Origin of the sequence: Curtobacterium poinsettiae (assembly GCF_047226435.1) — a bacterium.
Classification (GTDB): Bacteria; Actinomycetota; Actinomycetes; order Actinomycetales; family Microbacteriaceae; genus Curtobacterium; species Curtobacterium poinsettiae.
In genome coordinates this window covers 1502652-1524535 of the sequence record NZ_CP178434.1, presented here as the reverse complement: position 1 = coordinate 1524535, position 21884 = coordinate 1502652, and the positions used below count along the sequence as shown (strand labels likewise).

General features: G+C 71.2%; 21 protein-coding genes. 3 read left to right on the top strand and 18 right to left on the bottom strand.

Translation table 11 applies throughout. The features are described from left to right. Window positions 1-96: 96 nt before the first annotated feature. The 15 genes from ACL00U_RS07185 to hrcA form a co-directional block, all read right to left on the bottom strand. Window positions 97-894, bottom strand: a complete 798-nt coding sequence (locus tag ACL00U_RS07185; protein ID WP_412873998.1) for an isoprenyl transferase — start codon at window positions 892-894, stop codon at window positions 97-99. After that, complete coding sequence (recO, locus tag ACL00U_RS07180) at window positions 891-1739, bottom strand: DNA repair protein RecO (protein ID WP_042540155.1); 849 nt, start codon at window positions 1737-1739, stop codon at window positions 891-893. Before recO ends, ACL00U_RS07185 begins: the two co-directional genes overlap by 4 nt. Before the next feature lie 292 nt (window positions 1740-2031). Next, a complete protein-coding gene (gene leuA, locus ACL00U_RS07175) occupies window positions 2032-3807 on the bottom strand; it encodes a 2-isopropylmalate synthase (RefSeq protein ID WP_017886682.1) in 1776 nt (591 codons plus the stop codon). Window positions 3808-4285: 478 nt separating this feature from the next. After that, the gene (locus ACL00U_RS07170; protein WP_412873997.1) at window positions 4286-5686 is read right to left on the bottom strand and encodes an FtsX-like permease family protein; all 1401 of its coding nucleotides are present in this window, start codon (window positions 5684-5686) and stop codon (window positions 4286-4288) included. Further along, a complete protein-coding gene (locus ACL00U_RS07165; RefSeq protein WP_017886680.1) occupies window positions 5683-6435 on the bottom strand; it encodes an ABC transporter ATP-binding protein in 753 nt (250 codons plus the stop codon). Before ACL00U_RS07165 ends, ACL00U_RS07170 begins: the two co-directional genes overlap by 4 nt. Before the next feature lie 112 nt (window positions 6436-6547). Continuing rightward, entirely contained in the window at window positions 6548-7237 is a 690-nt protein-coding gene (locus ACL00U_RS07160; protein WP_412873996.1) for a response regulator, read from the bottom strand. Continuing rightward, window positions 7234-8472 (bottom strand): sensor histidine kinase, encoded by a 1239-nt coding sequence (locus ACL00U_RS07155; protein WP_412873995.1) that lies wholly within the window; start codon window positions 8470-8472, stop codon window positions 7234-7236. The genes ACL00U_RS07160 and ACL00U_RS07155 overlap by 4 nt, the downstream gene beginning before the upstream one ends. A 73-nt stretch (window positions 8473-8545) precedes the next feature. Next, on the bottom strand, window positions 8546-9484 hold the full coding sequence (gene era, locus ACL00U_RS07150; RefSeq protein WP_042540163.1) for a GTPase Era: 939 nt from the start codon (window positions 9482-9484) through the stop codon (window positions 8546-8548). Continuing rightward, window positions 9481-10803, bottom strand: a complete 1323-nt coding sequence (locus ACL00U_RS07145) for a hemolysin family protein (protein ID WP_017886676.1) — start codon at window positions 10801-10803, stop codon at window positions 9481-9483. The genes era and ACL00U_RS07145 overlap by 4 nt, the downstream gene beginning before the upstream one ends. 3 nt (window positions 10804-10806) lie before the next feature. Continuing rightward, complete coding sequence (ybeY, locus tag ACL00U_RS07140) at window positions 10807-11268, bottom strand: rRNA maturation RNase YbeY (protein ID WP_017886675.1); 462 nt, start codon at window positions 11266-11268, stop codon at window positions 10807-10809. After that, window positions 11265-12407: a PhoH family protein gene (locus ACL00U_RS07135; RefSeq protein ID WP_042540165.1), complete on the bottom strand. Its 1143-nt coding sequence runs from the start codon at window positions 12405-12407 to the stop codon at window positions 11265-11267. Before ACL00U_RS07135 ends, ybeY begins: the two co-directional genes overlap by 4 nt. Then, window positions 12397-12750: a histidine triad nucleotide-binding protein gene (locus tag ACL00U_RS07130; protein WP_017886673.1), complete on the bottom strand. Its 354-nt coding sequence runs from the start codon at window positions 12748-12750 to the stop codon at window positions 12397-12399. Before ACL00U_RS07130 ends, ACL00U_RS07135 begins: the two co-directional genes overlap by 11 nt. A gap of 38 nt (window positions 12751-12788) precedes the next feature. After that, complete coding sequence (locus tag ACL00U_RS07125) at window positions 12789-13523, bottom strand: 16S rRNA (uracil(1498)-N(3))-methyltransferase (protein WP_042540167.1); 735 nt, start codon at window positions 13521-13523, stop codon at window positions 12789-12791. Further along, on the bottom strand, window positions 13523-14635 hold the full coding sequence (gene dnaJ / locus ACL00U_RS07120) for a molecular chaperone DnaJ (protein ID WP_017886671.1): 1113 nt from the start codon (window positions 14633-14635) through the stop codon (window positions 13523-13525). The genes ACL00U_RS07125 and dnaJ overlap by 1 nt, the downstream gene beginning before the upstream one ends. Before the next feature lie 33 nt (window positions 14636-14668). After that, window positions 14669-15688, bottom strand: coding sequence for a heat-inducible transcriptional repressor HrcA (gene hrcA / locus ACL00U_RS07115; protein ID WP_017886670.1), 1020 nt, complete (start codon window positions 15686-15688; stop codon window positions 14669-14671). 109 nt (window positions 15689-15797) lie between these two features. On the opposite strand from hrcA, the gene ACL00U_RS07110 reads away from it, so the two are divergent. Beyond that, the gene (locus ACL00U_RS07110) at window positions 15798-16361 is read left to right on the top strand and encodes a DUF4870 domain-containing protein (protein ID WP_307858773.1); all 564 of its coding nucleotides are present in this window, start codon (window positions 15798-15800) and stop codon (window positions 16359-16361) included. 37 nt (window positions 16362-16398) lie between these two features. Here ACL00U_RS07110 and hemW read toward each other — a convergent pair whose 3' ends face one another. Continuing rightward, a complete protein-coding gene (hemW, locus tag ACL00U_RS07105) occupies window positions 16399-17652 on the bottom strand; it encodes a radical SAM family heme chaperone HemW (protein ID WP_031259452.1) in 1254 nt (417 codons plus the stop codon). A gap of 29 nt (window positions 17653-17681) precedes the next feature. Here hemW and ACL00U_RS07100 point away from each other — a divergent pair, with 29 nt between their 5' ends. Continuing rightward, entirely contained in the window at window positions 17682-18374 is a 693-nt protein-coding gene (locus ACL00U_RS07100; protein WP_071251394.1) for an HAD family hydrolase, read from the top strand. Between the two features lie 117 nt (window positions 18375-18491). Here the strand turns inward: ACL00U_RS07100 and ACL00U_RS07095 are convergent, their stop codons facing one another. Then, entirely contained in the window at window positions 18492-19139 is a 648-nt protein-coding gene (locus tag ACL00U_RS07095; RefSeq protein WP_017886666.1) for a DUF1990 family protein, read from the bottom strand. Between the two features lie 131 nt (window positions 19140-19270). Between ACL00U_RS07095 and ACL00U_RS07090 the strand changes: the two genes are divergently transcribed. After that, window positions 19271-19768, top strand: coding sequence for a hypothetical protein (locus ACL00U_RS07090; RefSeq protein WP_194590605.1), 498 nt, complete (start codon window positions 19271-19273; stop codon window positions 19766-19768). 7 nt (window positions 19769-19775) lie between these two features. Here ACL00U_RS07090 and lepA read toward each other — a convergent pair whose 3' ends face one another. Beyond that, window positions 19776-21623, bottom strand: coding sequence for a translation elongation factor 4 (gene lepA, locus ACL00U_RS07085; RefSeq protein WP_056068283.1), 1848 nt, complete (start codon window positions 21621-21623; stop codon window positions 19776-19778). Between the last annotated feature and the right edge of the window lie 261 nt (window positions 21624-21884).

Below are 21884 nucleotides of genomic sequence, written 5' to 3'. Positions count from 1 at the left end.
AGTCTCGGCTGCGCGGACATTCCGCGCCGCTCAGACGGCGCAGCCTGTCCGCGGATCCGAGACTCGGCCCCGGCCCGGCGTCCGCCTCGGCTCGGGCTACGCCGTCGGGGTGTCGACCGCGCCGCCGTAGCGACGGTCGCGGCTGGCGTACTCCTCGATCGCACCCCACAGGTCGGTGCGGCGGAAGTCCGGCCAGAGCCGGTCGAGGAACACCATCTCGGCGTAGGCGGACTGCCAGAGCAGGAAGTTGCTCGTGCGCTGCTCGCCGGAGCTCCGGAGGAACAGGTCGACGTCGGGCATCTCCGGCACGTACAACCGCTTCGCCAGGGCCTTCTCGGTGACCTGGCTCGGCTTCAGGCGACCGGCTGCGACGTCCTCGGCCATGCCCTGCACCGCGTCGACGATCTCGTTCCGGCCACCGTAGTTCACGCACATCGTCAGCGTGAGGACATCGTTGCCCGCCGTCATGCGCTCCGCGGTCTCGAGCTCGTCGATGACGCTCCGCCACAGCCGCGGACGCCGGCCCGCCCACCGCACCTTGACGCCCCACTGGTGCAGTTGGTCGCGGCGCCGACGGATGACGTCGCGGTTGAAGCCCATCAGGAACCGGACCTCTTCCGGGGAGCGCTTCCAGTTCTCCGTCGAGAACGCGTACGCCGACACGTGCCCGACGCCGATCTGGATCGCGCCCGCGACGACGTCGAGCAACGACGCCTCGCCCGCCTTGTGCCCCTCGATCCGGGTCAGACCGCGGCCGTTCGCCCACCGGCCGTTGCCGTCCATGACGATCGCCACGTGCTCCGGCACGAACCGGGCCGGGATCGCCGGGGGCGTCTCGCCGGTCCAGTCGATCGGGCGGAACGGTTCGACGTCGTCGGGGCGGCGGGGGCTCATGCGGTGGGGGCTCCTTCGACAGCGGGATCGGGGTCGGGCACGGCGGGTGCCGGGGTCGAGGCCACCGCGCGCGCTGTCGCCTCGGGTCCGCCGTGGGTCTGGGGCACGGGCATCGGGTGCTCGGAGCGGTCGACGTGCGGCAGGGACCGGAGCGATCGTTCCAGGTGCCACTGGGCGTAGGCCGCGACCACGCCGGAGGCCCGCGAACGCGTCCGCTCGTCGGTGGCGTCCACCGTCGCCCAGTCACCCGCCAGCAGGGAGCCGAGCACACCGAGCGTCGCCGGGTCGAGCCGGGGAGTCCCCGGGGGCGCCGCACGGTCGGCGACGACACCACCGAGCTGCACCACGAAGGCCGAGTGCGGGCCGGGCTCCCCCGTCACCGCGCAGTCGCTGAACGAGGGCGCCCACCCTGCGATGCTCATCGCGCGGAGCAGGTACGAGTCGAGGGTCGCGCTGGACTGGTGTTCGCCGCGGGACAACGAGCGGAGCGCCCCGACGAGCAACAGGTACTGCTGGAGCCCGGCGTCGGCCTCGCTCAGTCGGTCGGCGGTCTCGACCATGGCGCTGGCCGCCGTGTACGCGCCGTAGTCGGCGACGATCTGGGCCCCGTACGCACCGAGGGACTCCGCCTGGGTGACGATGTCGAGCGACCGGCCCTCGTAGAACTGGGCGTCCACGACCATGAACGGCTCGAGCCGGCTGCCGAACTTCGACGCCGTCCGCCGCACGCCCTTGGCCACCGCGCGGATCTTGCCGTGCTGCCGCGAGAGCATCGTGACGATGCGGTCGGCTTCACCGAGCTTGTGGGTGCGCAACACGACGCACTCGTCCCGGTACAGCGGCATGACCCCAGTATCCCCCGCCCCGCCGACAGCCGCGTGCGGTGCGGGGCGGGGCGGGGCACTGCGACAAGACGCCGTCGTCTTCGCCGGACGCCGCGCACTCGTCGAGACGCCGCGACTTCCGGAGGCGCCTCGGCAACACGACGGCGTCTTGCGTCAGGCAGTGAACGTGCGCACAGACGGGAGGCGCGGTGCGGGACGGACCCACACCTGGGCCCACACCGGCCGGTACCTGGTCGACGCGCCAGCGGCGATCAGGCCGTGCCCGGTGGGGAGCCTCCTGTCTGGTTGCGTCTCAGGCGGAGACGAGCTCCGGCGCGTCTGCTCCGGCCGCGGCACCCGCGCGCACCGCGCGGTTCACCGCGGACACGATCGCCTTGAGCGACGCCGTCGAGATGTCGGCGTCGATGCCGACGCCCCACAGGCGCACGCCGTCGACGTCGAGCTCGACGTAGGACGCGGCCTTGGCGTCACCGGAGGCGCTCATCGTGTGCTCGGAGTAGTCGTACAGGGTGACCTGGACGCCCTGCTCGGCGAGCACCTTCAGGAACGCGTCGATGGGACCGGTGCCGACGGCCTCGGCCGTGACCGCGCCCTCGTCGACCCGGAGAGCCACGGACAGCGAGGTCGTGCCCTCGAAGTCGCTCGACGTCGCCGTCTTGGTGAGCTCGTAGCGGCCCCACTTCTCGTCGTCGATCGACGCGGGCAGGTACTCGTCCTGGAACACGTCCCAGATGCGCTGCGACGAGAACTCGCCACCCTCGGTGTCGGTGTGCCGCTGGACGACGCCGGAGAACTCGATCTGCAGCTTGCGGGGCAGGTCGAGGGCGTGGTCGGTCTTGAGCAGGTACGCCACACCGCCCTTGCCGGACTGCGAGTTGACGCGGATGACGGCCTCGTACGACCGGCCGATGTCCTTCGGGTCGACGGGCAGGTACGGCACCGCCCACGCGATCTCGTCGATGTCCTTGCCCGCGGCGGCGGCCTTCGCCTTCATCGCCTCGAAGCCCTTGTTGATGGCGTCCTGGTGCGAGCCGCTGAACGCCGTGTACACCAGGTCACCCGCCCACGGCTGGCGCTCGGGCACCGGCAGCTGGTTGCAGTACTCGACGGTGCGCTTCACCTGGTCGATGTCGGCGAACGAGATCTCCGGGTCGATGCCCTGCGTGAACAGGTTCATCCCGAGGGCGACCAGGTCCACGTTGCCGGTGCGCTCACCGTTGCCGAACAGGCAGCCCTCGATGCGGTCGGCGCCGGCCAGGTAGCCGAGCTCGGCGGCGGCGACCGCGGTGCCGCGGTCGTTGTGCGGGTGCAGCGACAGGATGACGTCCTGGCGGTGGGCGAGGCGGCGCGACATCCACTCGATCGAGTCCGCGTAGACGTTCGGCGTGGCCATCTCGACGGTGGCGGGCAGGTTGATGATGACCTTGCGCTCGGGCGTCGGCTCGAAGACCTCGAGCACGGCGTTGCAGATCTCCAGCGCGACCTCGAGCTCGGTGCCCGTGTAGGACTCCGGCGAGTACTCGTAGTAGATCGTCGTGTCGTGCTGCAGCGTCGCCTCGGCAGCCTTGCACAGCTTCGCGCCGGTGACCGCGATGTCCACCACGCCCTGCACGTCGGTGCGGAAAACGACCTCGCGCTGGACGATGCTCGTGGAGTTGTACAGGTGGACGATGGCCTGCTTCGCGCCGTCGATCGCTTCGTAGGTGCGCTGGATGAGGTGCTCACGCGCCTGGGTCAGCACCTGGATCGTGACGTCGTCGGGGATCGCGCCCTCGTCGATCAGCGACCGGACGAAGTCGAAGTCGGTCTGCGAGGCGCTCGGGAACCCGACCTCGATCTCCTTGTAGCCCATCCGGACGAGGAGGTCGAACATCGCGCGCTTCCGCTCGGCGTCCATCGGGTCGATGAGGGCCTGGTTGCCGTCACGCAGGTCGACGGCACACCAGCGCGGGGCCTTGTCGATGCGCTTCGTGGGCCACGTGCGGTCCGGCAGCTCGACGGCGATCTGCTCGTGGAAGGGGACGTACTTGTGGATCGGCATCCCGGAGGGCTGCTGCGTGTTCTGCATCGTTCTTCGCTTTCGTCGCGGGTTCGTGAGCCGGTGTTCGTGGGCTCTGGTCAGTGCGGCCACGACGGACTCCGCGACGAGGTGGGCCGGAGTGTCAGGCCTCGTCGCGGCAGCGAAGGAGGAGCAGTGCGGAGTACATCGGGACCCACGGTAGCACCGGAGCAGCGGGCTGGCGCAAGCGTGTGACGCAGGACCTCGGCGCGCTCGAGCGGGGATGCAGGCTGGCGTGCCGAGCGGGTTGCCGAGTGGCTCCGAGCAGCTCCGAGCGGTCACGACATGCCGCGGGTCGGTCGCCGAGTGGTCACGTTCTGTCGCCCGGACCGCGTCCAGACGACAGTTCGAGACCACTCGGCGGACGTGAGCGGCGTGGCCGCGCCGTGCAGAGGACGTCGGCGTGACGCCACGACGAGACGGGAGGCCCGGTGCCAGCTGGCACCGGGCCTCCCGTCTCGTCGTGTGGTGCGCCGACGGCGCCGGGTCAGTCGACCGCGAGCGCCTCGGTCGGCGGGACGCGCATCGCGCGGCGCACCGGGGCGATGGTCGCGACGACCGCCAGGACCAGCGCGCCGACCACCACGATGCCGATCGTCAGCGGTGGGAGCACCGGCGACACGGGAGTCCCGAGCGAGCCGAGGAGCGTCTGCCCGCCGACCCAGCCGTACAGGGTGCCGAGCGCGAGACCCGAGACGACGGCCGCGACGACCATCTGCACCGCCTCGGTGACGATCATCCGGCGCACCTGGGCACCGGTCAGGCCGAGCACGCGGAGCAGCCCGAGTTCGCGTCGACGCTGGAGCACCCCGAGTGCCAGGGCGTTCACGACCCCGACGGCGGCGATCACGGCGGAGAACCCGACGATCACGCTGACGACGGCGTTGATCTGCACGAACAGGTCACGCTGCGCCTCGATCATCGCCGGTGTGGCACTCCCCTCGCTCAACGCGCGCATCTGGGTCTCGAGCACGTGCTGCATGATCCCGAGCGCCACCGCGAAGGTGACGAGCAGGGTGACACCGATGACGAGCCCGATGGTCGCCCGCGAGGACCGCCCCGGCGCCCGCATCGCGTTGCGCCCGGCGAGCAGGACCACCGGGTCGTGCGAGCCGATGCGCCCGATGAGCTGCAGCACGGGCGGCATCACGATCGTCGCCCCGACCGCGACCCCGGCGAAGGAGACGAACCCGCCCAGCGCCGCCGGCAGGACCGCGACCGGGGACACCGAGCTGACGGCGAGCCCGAGCGCCATCAGCAGCGCACCGCCGGCCATGAGCACGATCGCCCAGACCTTGCGGGCGGTACCGGACCGGACGTCGTCGTGGCTGGGCTCGACGGACGACGAGAGCGCTTCGAGCGGGGTGACGGTGAGCACGCGACGCGACCCGGAGGCGAAGGCGCACCAGGTGGCGAGGACGACGGCAACGACCGGCAGGACGAGCTCCCACGGCACGTACGTGTACTCGGTGTCGGGCAGGACACCGTTGCCCCGCAGGACGACGACGAAGAGTGCCGAGAGTGCGGTCCCGACGACGGCACCGATGACCCCGCCGAGCACGCCGACGACCAGACCTGTCCGGGTGATCCGCGCACGGAGCGTGGCTCCGGTCGCCCCGATGAGCCGCTGCAGCGCGATGATCCGGGTCTGCCCGGCGATCAGGGTGGCGCAGGTGTTCGCCGTGACGATCGCGCCGACGTAGAGCGCGATGCCGAGGAACAACCACCCGACCACGGACAGGATCGCCTTGATCGGCCCGAGGTCGGCGACGCCGGCTGCTCGGAGCGCTTCGGTGACGATGCCCGGTGCGATGACCAGGGCGGAACCGAACGTGGTGCCGAGGGCGGCGACCAGGACGGTGGGGGCGAAGGAGCGGACGCCGTTCACGCTGCCGCCTCCATCCCGAGCATCGTGGTGGAGATCGCGCCGGCGTCCATCGCCGGGCGGTCGGCGACGATCCGGCCGTCGGCCAGGAACAGGATGCGGTCGGCGTTCGCGGCGGCCACCGGGTCGTGCGTGACCATGACGACGCTCTGGCCCCATTCCTGCACGGCACCGCGCAGGATCGACAGGACGTCGCGACCCGTGCGGGAGTCGAGGGCACCGGTCGGCTCGTCGGCGACGACCACCGCCGGTCGCGAGGCGAGGGCCCGCGCGATGGCGACGCGCTGCTGCTGCCCGCCGGAGAGCTGGTGCGGCCGGTGGGTCAGCCGGTTGCCGAGTCCGAGCATCTCGACCAGACGGTCGATCCAGGCGGTCTCTTCGCGCGAGGGCTTGTGCCCACCGAGCAGGAACGGCAGCCGGATGTTCTCGCTGACATCGAGCGTCGGGACGAGGTTGAACGACTGGAAGACGAAGCCCAGTCGGCGACGGCGCAGCTCGGTGAGGTCCTTGTCGCCCAGCGCCGTGATGTCGACGCCGTCGATGTGGATCCGGCCGGTGGTCACGGCGTCGAGGCCGGCCGCGACGTGCATGAGCGTCGACTTGCCGGACCCGGACGGCCCCATCACCGCGGTGAACTCCCCCGCGCCGATGTCGACGCTGACGTCGTCGAGCGCGGTGACGCGTCGGGCGGCGTCGCCGTAGTGCTTGGACACGTGGTCGAGGCGGATGATCGGAGCGTGGCTGGTGGTCATGCATCCACGATGGCCGCCGCCGGCCCCGTCACGCGTCGCTCGGACGGCTCCTGTGGATCGTCCGCTCGGCTCGGTTGTCTGTGGAGGGGTCATCCGTCGGGATGACCCGGCGTCAGTCGGCCTTGGTGACGAGCCCGTGTTCGTGGGCGAAGACGACGAGACGGACCCGGTCGCGGAGCTCGAGCTTCGTCAGGACCCGCGAGATGTGCGTCTTCACGGTCGCCTCGCTGACGTACTCGTGCTGGGCGATCTCGCTGTTGCTGAAGCCGCGGGCGGCCAGGTCGAAGATCTCGCGCTCACGCGGGGTGAGGTCGGAGAAGGCCGCGGGCACCGCAGCGGCGCGTCCGACCGAGTCGTCGTACCGTCGCAGGAGCTCACGGGTCGCCGAGGCGGCGAACACCGCGGTGCCGGCGTGCACGGTGCGGACCGCGGCGAGCAGGAACTCGGGGTCGGCGTCCTTGAGCACGAACCCGCTCGCTCCGGCACGGATGGCCTTGGCGGCGGCCTCGTCGAAGTCGAACGTCGTCAGCACGAGGACCTTCGCGCCGTCGGTGCCGGACTGCTCGACGATGTGGCCGGTCGCCGTGATGCCGTCCATCACGGGCATCCGGACGTCCATCAGCACCACGTCGGGGCGGGTCCGGCGGACGAGCTCGACCCCCTCGGCCCCGTCGCCGGCCTCGCCGACGAACCGCAGGTCGGGCTGCGAGTCGATGAGCATCCGGATGCCGGTGCGGAAGAGCGCTTGGTCGTCGACGAGGGCAACGCGGATCGCGTGCTCGTCGGTCGGGGTCGTGGTCATCGGGCGCTGCGCTCCTGCTCGGTGGGGGTGATGCGACCGCGGGGCATCTGCCCACTGGCCGGGACGGTCGGCATCCGGACGGCGACCGCGAAGTCGTCGCCCCGGGCTCCTGCGGTCATCGTGCCACCGGTCATCACGGCGCGCTCGCGCATGCCGACCAGTCCGTGGCCCGTGCCCGGGCCGCGGACGCCGTCGTCGGCTCGGCGGTTCACGACGGCGATCTCGACCGTGTCCGGTCGGTAGGTAAGAGCGGCGTGCACCGGACTGCCCGGCTCGCCGTGCTTGTACGCGTTCGTCAGGCTCTCCTGCACGATCCGGTACACCGCGAGCTGCGTGGTGGTCGGCAGCCCGCCGGGGTCGCCCTCGCGCTCCACCCGGACGTCGAGCCCGAGCTGGCGCATCTCGTCGACGAGCCGGTCGATGTCGTCGATCTCGGGCGTCGGCGCGGTCCCCTGCTCGTGCCGGAGCGCGCCGAGGAGTTCACGGACATCACCGAGCGCCCGCCGGGCGGTGGTCGAGATGGTGCTGAGCGCTTGATCGGCGACGGCGGGGTCGGCCTTCAGCGCGTACCGGGCACCGTCGGACTGCGCGATGACGACCGCGAGCGAGTGGGCGACGATGTCGTGCATGTCGCGGGCGATCCGGACACGCTCCTGCTCGACGGCCACGGCCCGGTCGGCCCGCGCGGCGTCACGCTCGGCGAGCAGCTGGGCTTCGCGGCTCATGCTCGCCGACCGACGGGTCCGGACCACGAGCCCGGCGAGCCAGGGCAACAGGAGCAGGAGCAGGACGACGGCGAAGAACGAGAACGTGACCTGCAGCGACTCCTGCAGCGGGGTCGAGGCGGTCTCGTACGTGAGCCGGTTCTGGTAGTCGTCGAAGCCCAGGTAGGCCGCCGCGGTCACCGAACCGACGATCGCCGACACGAGTCCGGCCAGCCGCACACGACGGCTGCCGTACGCACTCGTGGTGTACATCACGCCGGCGATGAACGCGTTCGAGACGTCCGGCACCTGCAGGGTGACCATCTCGAAGACCGCGAACACCCACGCCACGGTCAGTGCCAGCCCCGGTGACGACCGACGGAGCGCCAGGGCGGCGGTCATGCCGACGACCGTGATCACCGACAGCGGACCGTCGATGCCGCGCCCGCTGGCGATCAGCACGAGGCCGCCGAGCAGCACGGCGATCACCAGGTCGGTGATGACCTGCGCACGGAGCATAGGACGGAACACCCGTCCACGGTACGGCGGACCGCTCACCAGCGCGTCCCTCGCCCGGATGACCCGGGCTGCAGGGGTCCGACGATCAGAAGCCGAGGCGTCCGAGCTGCTTCGGGTCACGCTGCCACTCCTTGGCCACCTTCACGCGGATGTTCAGGTAGACGTGCCGGCCACCGAGCAGCGACTCGATCTCGACGCGGGCCCGCGAGCCGACGTCCTTGAGACGCTCGCCCTTGTGCCCGATGACGATCGCCTTCTGACTGTCGCGCTCGACGAACAGGTTCGCGAAGATGCGCAGTGGCCCGTCGGCGTCGTCGTCCTCGTCGGGTTCGACGATGTCCTCGATGACGACGGCCAGCGAGTGCGGCAGCTCGTCACGGACACCTTCGAGCGCCGCCTCACGGATGAGTTCGCCGATGCGCTCCTCGTCGGTCTCCTCGGTCACCGCGCTCGAGTCGTACAGCTGCGGAGACTCGGGCAAGAGGCTCGTGACGACGCCCAGCAGGTCTTCGAGCTGCATGCCCCGTGTGCCCGAGGTCGGCACCACGGCGTCCCAGTCGCGGAGCTTCGAGACGGCCAGCAGCTGCTCGCCGACGCGGTCCTTCGAGGTGCTGTCGATCTTGGTGACGATCGCGATCTTCTTGGCGCGCGGGTACTGGTCGAGCGTGTCGTTGATGAACCGGTCGCCGGGACCGACGGGTTCGTTCGCCGGCACGCAGAACCCGATCACGTCGACGTCGCCCAGCGTGGACTGGACGAGGTCGTTCAGCCGTTCGCCGAGCAGCGTGCGCGGACGGTGCACGCCCGGCGTGTCCACGATGATGACCTGCCCGTCGGGCCGGTGCACGATCCCGCGGATGGCACGCCTGGTGGTCTGCGGCTTCGACGACGTGATCGCGACCTTCTCGCCCACCAGGGCGTTGGTCAGCGTCGACTTGCCGACGTTCGGACGGCCGACGAACGAGACGAAGCCCGCGCGGTAGGGCTTGTCCGAGCCGGCTGGGGTGGTGTCGGGGTCGGTCATGCGTGCGTGGTTCCCGTCGTGGTGGTTTCGGCGTCGTCGAAGGCGTCCTCGACGTCGGCCAGGGCATGGGTGCGCTCGGCGAGCACGGTGATCAGGTGGCGGCGCTTGCCCTCGACACGGTCGGCGGTCAGGACGACGCCGGACACGGTGACGGTCTCGCCGGACACGGCAAGGTGTCCGAGCTCCTTGGTGAGCAGCCCACCGGCGGTGTCGACGTCGTCGTCGTCGAGCTCGATGCCGAACAGGTCGCCGAGCTCGTCGACCGGCAGTCGTGCGGAGATCCGCCACACACCCGGCTCGACCTCGGTGCGGTCGACGACGGCGCGGTCGTACTCGTCGGAGATGTCGCCGACGAGCTCCTCGATGAGGTCCTCCATGGTCACGAGTCCGGCGACTCCGCCGTACTCATCGACCACCAGCACCAGGTGGTTCTTGGCGAGCTGCATGTGCCGCAGGGTGTCGTCGGCGTGCTTCGACTCCGGCACGAACTCGGCGGGGCGGAGCAGCCGGCTGACCCGCTCACCACGGGACGCCGGCCGCTCGTACAGCGACCGCGCGACGTCGCGGAGGTACAGGACACCGCGCACGTCGTCGCTGTCCTTGCCCGTGACCGGCATGCGGGAGACACCGGCGGCGAGGAACTGCTCCATGGCCACGCCGAGGGTGTCCGCGCCGTCGACGGTGAGCATGTCCGTCCGCGGCACCATGACCTCACGCACCAGGGTGTCGCTGAACTCGAACACCGAGTGGATGAGCTCGCGGTCCTCGTCCTCGAGCACGTTGCTCTCGGTGGCCTCGTCGACCAGGGAGAGCAGCTGTTCCTCGCTCGACACCGTGGACGCGCTCCGGCCGCGGCCGGGGGTGACCCGGTCGCCGATGTGGACGAGCAGCCCGGCGAGCGGTCCGAGAACGATGCGCACCCCGCGGACGATGCCGCCGGTGGCACCGATGAGCCGCTCGGCGTGGGCCCGCCCGACACTCCGCGGGCTCGACCCGACCAGCACGAACGACACCGCGGTCATGATCGCGGCGGAGACGACGAGCGCCACCCACCAGCTGTCGAAGGCACGCACCAGGGCGATCGTGACGAGCACAGCAGCGGCCGTCTCGGCCAGCACCCGGAAGAAGTTCAGCGCGTTCACGTGCGCGCCGACGTCGTCCGCGATCGCCTCGATCGACCGACGGCGCTTGTTGCCCCTGGCGATCTCCTCGAGGTCGGCTCGGGACACCACGGAGAGCGCGGCGTCGCTCGCGGCGAGGAGCCCGCCGAGCACGACGAGTCCCAGCGCCACCGCGAGGAGTCCGGCGACGACGACCATCGGCTACCGCCCTCGGTGCTGGGCGGCGAAGGCGGTCAGGATCTCGCCCTGGATGCCGAACATCTCGGCCTTCTCGTCGGGTTCGGCGTGGTCGAAGCCGAGCAGGTGCAGGATGCCGTGGCAGGTGAGCAGGAGCATCTCGTCGGTGCTCGAGTGCCCGGCGGTCTTCGCCTGCTCCTCGGCCACCTGCGGGCAGAGCACGATGTCGCCGAGCAGTCCGGCCGGCGTCGGGTCGTCCTCGGTGCCGGGCCGCAGTTCGTCCATCGGGAAGCTCAGGACGTCCGTCGGGCCGGGCTCGTCCATCCACCGCACGTGCAACTGCTCCATCGCGCCCTCGTCGACCAGCACGATCGCGAGCTCAGCGTCGGCGTGGACGTGCATGGCGTCCAGGGCGAACGCGGCGAGCCGCTGGATCGCGGCCTCGTCCACCTCGACGCCGGACTCGTTGTTGAGCTCGATGCTCACCGGTTGCCTCCTCGGGCGTCGTTCTGGGGGTACGGGGGCCGTGCGCGGTCCTGCGGCGGGCGCCCACGACGCTCGGCGCGGTTGGCGCCGTCGGGGTTGCCGACCGGAGCGGTTCCGCGGCCGCCGGGGCGCTGGCCGGCCTGCTCGGCGAGGCGCTCTTCGTCGTAGACCGTGTAGGCGTCGACGATCCGACCGACGAGGGTGTGGCGGACCACGTCCTCGCTGCCGAGACGGGCGAAGTGGATGTCCTCGACCTGGTCGAGGATGCGGGTCACGAGCCGGAGACCGGACACGTTGCCCGGCAGGTCGACCTGGGTGATGTCACCCGTGATGACCATCTTCGAACCGAACCCGAGACGGGTCAGGAACATCTTCATCTGCTCGGGCGTGGTGTTCTGCGCCTCGTCGAGCACGACGAACGAGTCGTTCAGGGTCCGACCACGCATGTACGCCAGCGGGGCGACCTCGACGGTGCCGGCCGCCAGGAGCTTCGGGACGAGCTCCGGGTCCATCATCTCGTTCAGGGCATCGTAGAGCGGCCGCAGGTAGGGGTCGATCTTGTCGGTGAGCGTGCCCGGCAGGAAGCCGAGCCGCTCGCCGGCTTCAACCGCGGGACGCGTCAGGATGATCCGGTTGACCTCGCGCCGCTGCAGCGCCTGCACGGCCTTCGCCATCGCCAGGTAGGTCTTGCCGGTCCCGGCCGGGCCGATGCCGAACGTGATCGTGTGCTCGTCGATGGCGTCGACGTAGGCACGCTGCCCGTCGGTCTTCGGCCGGACGGACTTGCCGCGGCTCGAGACGATGGGGGTGCCGAAGGTGTCGGACGGCTTGCGGTCGTCGTCGAGGATCCGTGCGGACATCGGGATGTCGGACGGGCCGATCTCCTGCCCGCGCTTGACCATGCCGACGAGCTCGTCGACGAGCGCCTTCGCGCGGGCGACGTCGCGTTCGGGGCCGGTCAGCGTGACCTCGTTGCCACGGACGACCACCCGGACACCCGGGTACTGGCGCTCGACGGTCTTGAGCAGTCGGTCCTGGGGGCCGAGCAGCTGCACCATGGCGATGCCGTCGACCTGGAGCGAGACGGAGACGGGCTGTTCGTCGGCGGCGGTGGGCTGTGCTGGTTCGTTATCCGGCAAGGGTGCCTTCCTGCAGTTCACCTGCGAGTACGTGCGCGTGCACGTGGAACACGGTCTGACCGGCGGCTTCGCCGGTGTTGAAGACGAGTCGGAACTGGCCGTCGGCGCGCTCGTCGGCGATGCGCTGCGCCGTGGCGACCACGTGGGCCAGGAGGTCGGGGTCCCCCGCGGCGAGCTCCGCGACGTTCGCGTACTGCTCCGTCTTGGGCACGACGAGCACGTGGACGGGGGCCTTGGGCGCGATGTCCTCGATCGCGATGACACGGTCGTCCTCGGCGACGATGGTCGCCGGGATCTCGCGCGCGATGATCTTGGAGAAGACGCTGGGCGTGCTGGTGCTCATGGCTCCATCGTAGGACGCGTCCGACGGCGGGGTCCGGCTCACCAGCGGCCCAGTCGCGCCTGCAGGACAGCGAGTGCCGCCGGTCCTGCGGTGGAGGTGCGGAGCACGCTGTCGCCGAGTCGGACACGCACCGCACCGGCGGCCTCGAGCCGGTCGAGCTCGGCACCGTCGATGCCGCCTTCGGGTCCGACGACGAGCGCGATGTCCTCGGCGTCCGTCGGTGGTTCCCAGGTGGCGAGCCGCACGGTCGCGGTGGGGTCGAGCAGGACGAGTGCGGTCCCTGCTCCGAGGGCCGACACGAGCTGGCCCGTCGTCGCGAGCGGTGCCACCGCAGGGACGCGCGGACGGATTGCCTGCTTCGCCGCCTCGTGCGCGATGGCGGCCCACCGCGCACGACCCTTCTCGACCTTCGCGCCGTCCCACCGGGAGACACTGCGCACAGCCGACCACGGCACCACCCGGTCGACACCGATCTCGGTCGCCGCCTGCACGGCCATCTCGTCGCGGCCGCCCTTCGCCAGTGCCTGCACCAGCGTCAGCGACGGACGCGGTGCGTCCTGGTGCTCGAGGGTCTCGACCGCGAGCTCCAGCGTGTCCTTGCCGAGTGCCGTGACCGGTCCGGACACCACGGTGCCCCGACCGTCGGCGATCCGCAGGACCTCGCCGACCCGGACCCGCGCGACGGAGACCGCGTGCCGGCCCTCGGCGCCGTCGAGCGACACCGTGTCGCCGACGACGACGTCGAGCGAGTCGACGAGGTACAGCGACGCCATCAGTGGTTGAAGAAACGGTCGCGGAGCTTGCCGAACATGCCCTGCTGGAACCGGGCGAGCTGCGGAGCCGTCGTCTTGTGCGACTTCGCCAGCTGCTCGACCAGCTGCCGTTCCTTGTGGGACAGCTTGGTCGGGGTGACGACCTGCACGCCGACCCGCAGGTCACCGCGGCCGTTCCCGCGCAGCTTCGTGATGCCGCGGTCCTTGATGACGAGGACGTCGGCGCTCTGCACACCGGGTCGGATCTCGAGCTCGACCGGACCGTCGAGGCCGTCGATGGTGGTGGTCGTGCCGAGGACGGCGTCGGTCATGCCGACCTCGAGCGTGGCCAGCAGGTCGTCACCGTCGCGGCTGAAGACGTCGTCGTGGCGCACGCGGATCTCGAGGTACAGGTCACCGGACGGGCCACCGGCCGGACCGACCTCGCCCTGGCCCGGCATCTGCAGCCGCAGTCCGGAGTCGACGCCGGCGGGGACGTCCACCGGTACGGTGCGACGGGCGCGGACGCGGCCCTGGCCCTGGCAGGTCGGGCAGGGGCTCGGGATGACGGTGCCGTACCCGCGGCAGGTGCCGCACGGGGCGCTCGTCACGACGTTGCCGAGGAGCGACCGGACCTGGCGCTGGATGTGCCCGGAACCGCCGCAGATGTCGCACGTGCGCGGGCTGGTGCCCGGTGCGCAGCAGGAGCCGTGGCAGGTCTCGCACAGCACGGCCGTGTCGACCTCGACGTCCTTGTGGGTGCCGAAGACGACCTCGTCGAGGTCGACCTCGATGCGGAGCAGGGCGTCCTGCCCCCGTTCGGCACGGCTGCGGGGGCCGGAGCCACGTCCGCCGCCACCGCCACCACCGAAGAAGGCGTCGAAGATGTCGCTGAAGCCGCCAGCACCGCCTCCGAAGGGGCTGTCGGCCTGCGGTCCGGCGTCGTACCGGCGTCGCTGCTCGGGGTCGCTCAGCACGTCGTACGCGTGCGTCACGTCCTTGAAGCGCTCGGCGGCGTCGGGTGCCGGGTTCACGTCCGGGTGGAGCTCACGCGCCAGGCGGCGGTAGGCCTTCTTGATGTCGGCATCGGAGGCGTCTCGCTGGACGCCGAGGACGTCGTAGTGGTCTGCCACGTATCCCTCAGTCGGTTGGGTTCGGTCGGTTGGTCAATGTTCGCCCAGGAGTTTGGACAGGTACCGGGCGACGGCCCGGACGGCCGCCATGTTCGTGCCGTAGTCCATCCGGGTCGGTCCGAGGACGCCCAGTCGGGCCACCTCGCCACCGGCCAGGTAGCCGCCGGCGACGATGCTCGTGGCGTCGAGCCCGTACTCGGCGTTCTCGACGCCGATGCTGGCCGCCACCGCGATGTCGTCCACCTGCATCTCCCCGAACAAGCGGAGCAGGGTGACTTGTTCCTCGATCGCTTCGAGCACGGGGAAGAGGCCGCCGGAGAAGTCCTGCTCGCTCTTCGCCAGGTTCGCCGCACCGGCCATCAGCAGGCGGTCCTGCCGGTTCGCAGCGACCTGCTCGATGAGCGTGGCGACGACGACCCCGCCGAGCGTCTGGGCGTCGGGGCGGAGCTGCTGCGGCACGGCCCGGAGTGCGGTCGGGACGTCCTGCAGCAGGAGCCCCACCGTGGCGCCGTTCACCACGGTGCGGAGTTCGCCGAGCGAGTCCTCGTCGAGCGCGACGTCGGTCTCGACCACGCGCTGCTCGACCCGGGCGGTGTCGGTGATGAGCACCACCATCAGCCGGGCGTCACCGAGCCGCACCAGCTCGACGTGCTGCACGCGGGCGCGCACCATCGACGGGTACTGCACCAGGGCGACCTGGTTCGTGAGCTGGCTGAGCAGCCGGACGGTGCGCCCGAGGACTTCGTCGAGGTCGTTCGGGGCGCCGAGGAAGGTCTCGATGGCGTGCCGCTGCGCGCTGGAGAGCGGACGGGCACCGGCGAGGTGGTCCACGAAGAGGCGGTATCCCTTGTCGGTCGGTACGCGACCGGACGAGGTGTGCGGGGCCGCGATGAGCTGTTCGTCCTCGAGCAGGGCCATGTCGTTGCGGATGGTCGCGGCGCTGACCCCGAAGGCGTGCCGCTCGACGATGGTCTTCGACCCGACGGGTTCACGCGACGCCACGTAGTCGCGCACGATGGCCTTGAGGACCTCGAGGCTGCGTTCACTGACCACGAGCGTCTCCTTCCCGATCGACCTGGCACTCGGACGTGTCGACTGCTGATCCTACGCCCGACCGCTGACGGCCCGGGACTTCCGGGCGGTCGGCCGATACGCTTCCGCCATGACCTACGGACAGCAGCCCGGCGGCCCTTCCGACCAGCAGCCCGGCGGGCCGCAGCAGCCCGGCGGGCCGCAGCAGCCCGGCGGGCCGCAGCAGCCCGGCGGGCCCCAGCAGCCCAGTGGCCCCCAGCAGCCCGGGGGCCAGTACGGCCCCGGCCCCGGCGGGCCGCAGCAGCCCGGCGGCCCCCAGTACCCCGGCGGGCCCCAGTACCCCTCCGGGTACACCCCGCCCCAGCCGATGAGCCCCGAGGACCAGCGCCTCTGGGCGACGCTGACGCACATCGGCGGCATCTTCTTCACCGTGGTCGCACCGCTGGTGGCCTACCTGGTCCTGCGCGACCGCGGCGGCTTCATCCGCGAGCACACCCGGGTCGCCCTGAACTTCCACATCACGATGGCGATCGCCTACGTGGTCGGTTCCCTCACCTCGGTGTTCGGGGTCGGGCTCCTGATCATCTTCGCCGCGGGCATCGTGTCGCTGATCTTCAGCATCATGGCCGCGATCGCCGCGAACCAGGGCCAGTTCTACCGCTACCCGCTCTCGATCGAGTTCATCAAGCAGTAAGCGGCACGCACTCGGCAGCAAGCAGTGCGCACGCCGCTCAGTCGAGCAGCTCCCGCACCACCGCGTCGGCGAGCAGCCGACCCTGCAGGGTCAGGTCGATGCGTCCCCGCACCGCGGCCGACCCGTCCACGAGCCCGCGTGCGATGAGGCCGGCGACCCGGCCACGGGCCTCCTGGCGGATCTCGCTCGTGGCGAGCTCCCCGCGGACCCGCGCGGCGAGCAGCAGGCGCTCGACGTACCGCGTCTCGTCGTCGATGGTCTCGCGGCCGGCGGCCGGCGACTCCCCCGACAGCACCCGGTTCGCGTAGGCGGCCGGGTGCTTGACGTTCCACCAGCGGGTACCGGCGACGGCGGAGTGCGCACCGGGGCCGACGCCCCACCAGTCGTGGCCCTTCCAGTAGGACAGGTTGTGGCGACTCGCGTGCCCGTCGCCGCGCGCCCAGTTCGAGACCTCGTACCAGGAGTAGCCGGCGTCGCCGAGCACCTGGTCGGCGAGCTCGTACATGTCGGCGGCCAGGTCGTCGTCGGGGGCGGGGAGCTCACCGCGGGCGACCATGCGGCCCATCGCGGTGCCGTCCTCGACGATGAGCGAGTAGGCCGACACGTGGTCGGGCTCGCACGCGATCGCGGCGTCGAGCGAGGTCCGCCAGTCGGCGAGCGACTCCCCCGGCGTGGAGTAGATCAGGTCGAGCGAGACGTCGAGCCCCTGCTGCTTCGCGAGGTCGACGACGACGGGGACCCGCAGGGGGTCGTGCGTTCGGTCGAGCGTGGCGAGCACGTGCGGCACCGCGGACTGCATCCCGTAGCTGATCCGGTTGAACCCGCCGGCCCGCAGGGTCTCGAGCGACGCCGCGTCGACGGAGTCGGGGTTCGCCTCGGTGGTGACCTCGGCCCCGGGCAGGATGCCCCACGTGTCGTCGATCGCCCGCAGGATCATCGCCAGGTCGGACGCCGGCAGCATGGTCGGGGTCCCGCCGCCGAAGAACACGGTCGACACCGGGCGCCGCGGCACGCCGGAACGGTCGAGCACGGTCGCGGCCCACTCGATCTCGCGCACGGCGTGGCCGGCGTAGTCGTCGCGACGGACGCCGCGGAGCTCGGAGGCCGTGTAGGTGTTGAAGTCGCAGTAGCCACAGCGCACACGGCAGAACGGGACGTGCACGTAGACGCCGAACGGGACGTCACCGGCGGCGGGAGCAGCGCCGGGGCCGGTGGCGGGGCCCGCTGCCGCCCACGGCGTGATCAGGCCGTCCGCGGGTGCTGGATCGGCGATCGGGAGAGCACTCGGCATGGAGTCCATTGTCCGTCATGATGGGAGCCATGGAGCACCATCCCGTCCCCACCACGGTCCTGTGGGACATCGACGGCACCCTCGTGATGAACGCGTCGTCCCCGGGCAACCTCTACCACCTGGCCCTCGAGCGGGCGGTGGGCCGCGACCTCACCCTGCGGGTGGGGCACCAGCACGGCCGGACCGACGCCGGACTCATCGCCGAGCACGTGCGCGCCCACGCGTTCGAGGACACCCTGATCCCCACGGTCAGTCGGCACCTGCACGACCTGACCGCCGAACGGCACGCCTCCGGCGACCACCGCAGCCCCGTCCCCGGAGCGAAGGCGCTCCTGACCCGGTTCGCCGAGCTCGGGTGGCGCAACGGGCTGCTCACCGGCAACTCGGAGTACCGCGCCCGGGTGAAGCTCACCGGCGCCGGGTTCGACCCCGACGGCTTCGACTGGGAGCACTCGTACTTCGGCGACACCGAGGTCGATCGGGCGGGGGTCACCCACCGTGCCGCCGCCGACCTGGTCGGCACCCGGGCGGTGATCGTCGGCGACACCCCGCGTGACGGCGAGGCAGCCGACGCCGCCGGCATCCCGTTCCTGGCCGTGGCGACCGGCATCTACGACGTCGACGCGCTCCGGCACACGAACGCCGTGACGGTCGCGCGCGACTGCCAGCAGGACGCGGCGCTCATCGAGGACGCGATCGCCGCGCTCCCGCCGCTGCGCTGAGCAGTGGCCGGACGCGCCCGGCGCGACGGCCACGACCCACGCGCGTCGCGCCCGGCGCGACGGCAACGACCCCCGCGCGACAGGCGCGGCCCCGGCGCGACAGGCGCGCCCCGGCGCCTAGTCGCCCCGCAGTGCCGCCAGGTACTTCTCCGCCATGACCTTCTGCTGCCGGCGTACGAACGGCGCGACGAAACGCCACTTCGCGCTCGACGGCTGCGAGAACTGCCGGATCTGCAGCCACACCGAGCCGTCCTGGGTGCGCTCGACGACGAACGACTCCTCGCCGGAGAGCGGATGCCCCTCGAGCGTGCCGTACGCGAAGCCCTTGCGGTCGTGCTCGTCGATGATCGACACGACCCGCACCGGTGCCAGCACGGTCTGCCCGAAGGCGTGGATCGTCAGGGTCGCGCTCGTGCCCGCCGTCAGCAGCGGTGTGCCGTCCGGTGCGAACTTCTCGACCCGGGGCGTCCCGATGGACGCCGGAGCGATCGGCACGCCGTCGTCGTCGAAGGTCACCGGGTTGTACCGGACCTCGTCGTCGTCGGGCTGCTCCTCGACGCGGACCCGCACGCCGCTGCGCTCCTGGATCTGCCACGTCAGTGCCTGCACCACGGCGGTCTCGAACCGCTGGTCGCCGTGTCCGATCCGCGCGCGCGACTCGGCCGGGGTGAAGCCCTCGGGCGGGTAGGTCATGAGGTCCGACGCCTGGGTCGCCCCCACCGCGCCGTACGTCAGGGCGGTCCGGTAGCTCCCGCGGATGCTCATGCCGCCATGCTACTTGGGCGGGCCGCCCCGGATCGAACCGATCCCCTCTCAGCTCCGCCCGACCGGCGCGGCGCCGGTGCGCCCCGAACTGGAGGCCCGACAAGCGCCCGCCACGCGGCTATCGTCAGCAGGTGCCCCACACCACCCCCGCCCGCCCGCGGTCCGTCGACCGCCGGACCGCCGCCCTCGCCGTGCTCACGCTCGTCGCGTTCGGCCTGGCGGCCGCCGCCCGGGTGCTGGTGGACGTGACGACCTCGGCTGCGGCGTCCCCCGCCCGGTACGCCGCCGTCGCACTCGCCCCCGAGGCGTGGACCGGCTTCGACACCGCGAACGTCATCGCCGCCGTCGGGGCCAGCTGTGCCGGCGCCGGGGTGCTGCTGTTCGGTGCCGCACTGGTGTCCGCGGTGCGTCGTCACCCGGGCCGACGGCTCCCGCTCGCCCTCGCGGTGGTGACCCTCGCGATGGTGGTCGGCGCCGTGGCCGCCGGGGTCACCTCGGGCCGACAGACCGACTTCGACGCGGCTGCCCACTGGGCCATCCTGCGGACCGCACTGGCGGGACTGGCCGCGGCGAGCCTCCCGGCCCTCGGCCTGGCCGCCCTGCGGGCCCGCGCCCGCCGCACCGGCTGAACCGGCGCTACTTCTTCTTCTCTTCGACGTCGCCGGAGAGCGCCGCGATGAAGGCTTCCTGCGGGACCTCGACCCGACCGATGGTCTTCATGCGCTTCTTGCCCTCCTTCTGCTTCTCGAGGAGCTTGCGCTTGCGGGTGATGTCACCGCCGTAGCACTTGGCCAGGACGTCCTTGCGCATGGCGCGGATGCTCTCGCGGGCGATGATGCGGGCGCCGATGGCGGCCTGGATCGGCACCTCGAACTGCTGGCGCGGGATGAGCTTGCGCAGCCGCTCGGTCATGAGCGTGCCGTAGGCGTACGCCTTGTCGCGGTGCACGATCGCACTGAACGCGTCGACCTGGTCGCCCTGCAGCAGGATGTCGACCTTGACGAGGTCGGCGGCCTGGTCGCCGGTGGGCTCGTAGTCGAGCGACGCGTACCCCTGGGTCTTGCTCTTCAGCTGGTCGAAGAAGTCGAAGACGATCTCGCCGAGGGGCATCTCGTAGCGGATCTCGACGCGGTCCTCGCCGAGGTACTCCATGCCGAGCAGGGAGCCACGGCGCTGCTGGCAGAGCTCCATGATCGCGCCGACGTAGTCCTTCGGGGCCAGGATCGCGGCGCGGACCATCGGCTCGCGGACCTCGACGATGCGCCCGGTCGGGAACTCCGAGGGGTTCGTGACCTCGGTCACGGCGTTGTCCTCGGTCGTGACCTCGTAGATCACGCTCGGGGCGGTGGTGATGAGGTCGAGGCCGAACTCGCGGGACAGCCGCTCGGTGATGATCTCGAGGTGCAGCAGCCCGAGGAACCCGCAGCGGAACCCGAAGCCGAGCGCGACCGAGGTCTCCGGCTCGTAGACCAGTGCGGCGTCGGAGAGCTTGAGCTTGTCGAGCGCTTCACGGAGCACCGGGTAGTCGCTGCCGTCGATCGGGTACAGGCCCGAGAACACCATCGGCTTCGGGTCGGTGTAGCCGGGCAGTGCCTGGGTCGCCGGCTTCTGCGCGCTGGTGACGGTGTCGCCGACCTTCGACTGGCGGACGTCCTTCACGCCGGTGATCAGGTAGCCGACCTCGCCGACCGACAGGCCCTTGGTGGGCTTCGGCTCCGGGCTCGAGACCCCGATCTCCAGGATCTCGTGCGTCGACTTGGTCGACATCATCTGGACCTTCTCGCGGGGCGAGATGGTGCCGTCGATCATGCGGACGTAGGTGACGACGCCGCGGTAGCTGTCGTAGACCGAGTCGAAGATCATCGCGCGGGGCGCGGCCTCGGCGTCGCCGACGGGGGCCGGCACGCGGCGGACCACCAGGTCGAGGAGCTCGGACACGCCGACGCCCGTCTTGCCGGAGACCCGGAGGACGTCCTCGGGCTTGCCACCGATGAGCTGCGCGAGCTCGGCGGCGTACTTGTCCGGCTCGGCCGCGGGCAGGTCGATCTTGTTGAGGACCGGGATGATCTCGAGGTCGTTCTCGAGCGCCAGGTACAGGTTCGCGAGCGTCTGCGCCTCGATGCCCTGCGCGGCGTCGACGAGCAGGATCGCGCCCTCGCACGCCGCCAGGGACCGCGAGACCTCGTACGAGAAGTCGACGTGCCCGGGGGTGTCGATCATGTTCAACGCGAAGGTCTCACCGTCGAGTTCCCACGGCATGCGGACGGCCTGCGACTTGATCGTGATGCCGCGCTCGCGCTCGATGTCCATGCGGTCGAGGTACTGCGCACGCATCGCGCGGTCCTCGACGATGCCGGTGATCGACAGCATGCGGTCGGCCAGCGTCGACTTGCCGTGGTCGATGTGCGCGATGATGCAGAAGTTGCGGATCGCGTCGGCCGGGGTCGCTGCGGGCTCCAGCGGAGCGGATGCTTGTGGGCTCACGGTTCCTCAGGTGGGTCGGACGGTCGCAACAGTCTCCCACGCTTCACCCGCCCTGGAGGCACGGCGCGCATCCGCCACGCACGGTGCGCGGTTGATCCGCTTCCGGTGCGCTCTCGCGTCGGCGTGCTGGACCCCGCACGGTGCGAGGTCGGCGGGTCCGTGCGCCGTTGACCCCCCGGTGACCGGATGCTGCTCGGCACGGGGCGAGCAGCCTCGCACCAGGTGGAGGACTGCGTTCCGTGCGCCGTCCTGCCGACCGGC

Coding starts and splice junctions, on each gene's coding strand:
- ACL00U_RS07185 (WP_412873998.1), bottom strand. CDS start 894: ATGAGCCCCCGCCGCCCCGACGACGTCGAACCGTTCCGCCCGATCGAC.
- recO (WP_042540155.1), bottom strand. CDS start 1,739: ATGCCGCTGTACCGGGACGAGTGCGTCGTGTTGCGCACCCACAAGCTC.
- leuA (WP_017886682.1), bottom strand. CDS start 3,807: ATGCAGAACACGCAGCAGCCCTCCGGGATGCCGATCCACAAGTACGTC.
- ACL00U_RS07165 (WP_017886680.1), bottom strand. CDS start 6,435: ATGACCACCAGCCACGCTCCGATCATCCGCCTCGACCACGTGTCCAAG.
- ACL00U_RS07160 (WP_412873996.1), bottom strand. CDS start 7,237: ATGACCACGACCCCGACCGACGAGCACGCGATCCGCGTTGCCCTCGTC.
- era (WP_042540163.1), bottom strand. CDS start 9,484: ATGACCGACCCCGACACCACCCCAGCCGGCTCGGACAAGCCCTACCGC.
- ACL00U_RS07145 (WP_017886676.1), bottom strand. CDS start 10,803: ATGGTCGTCGTCGCCGGACTCCTCGCGGTGGCGCTGGGACTCGTCGTG.
- ACL00U_RS07130 (WP_017886673.1), bottom strand. CDS start 12,750: ATGAGCACCAGCACGCCCAGCGTCTTCTCCAAGATCATCGCGCGCGAG.
- ACL00U_RS07125 (WP_042540167.1), bottom strand. CDS start 13,523: ATGGCGTCGCTGTACCTCGTCGACTCGCTCGACGTCGTCGTCGGCGAC.
- ACL00U_RS07110 (WP_307858773.1), top strand. CDS start 15,798: ATGACCTACGGACAGCAGCCCGGCGGCCCTTCCGACCAGCAGCCCGGC.
- hemW (WP_031259452.1), bottom strand. CDS start 17,652: ATGCCGAGTGCTCTCCCGATCGCCGATCCAGCACCCGCGGACGGCCTG.
- ACL00U_RS07100 (WP_071251394.1), top strand. CDS start 17,682: ATGGAGCACCATCCCGTCCCCACCACGGTCCTGTGGGACATCGACGGC.
- ACL00U_RS07095 (WP_017886666.1), bottom strand. CDS start 19,139: ATGAGCATCCGCGGGAGCTACCGGACCGCCCTGACGTACGGCGCGGTG.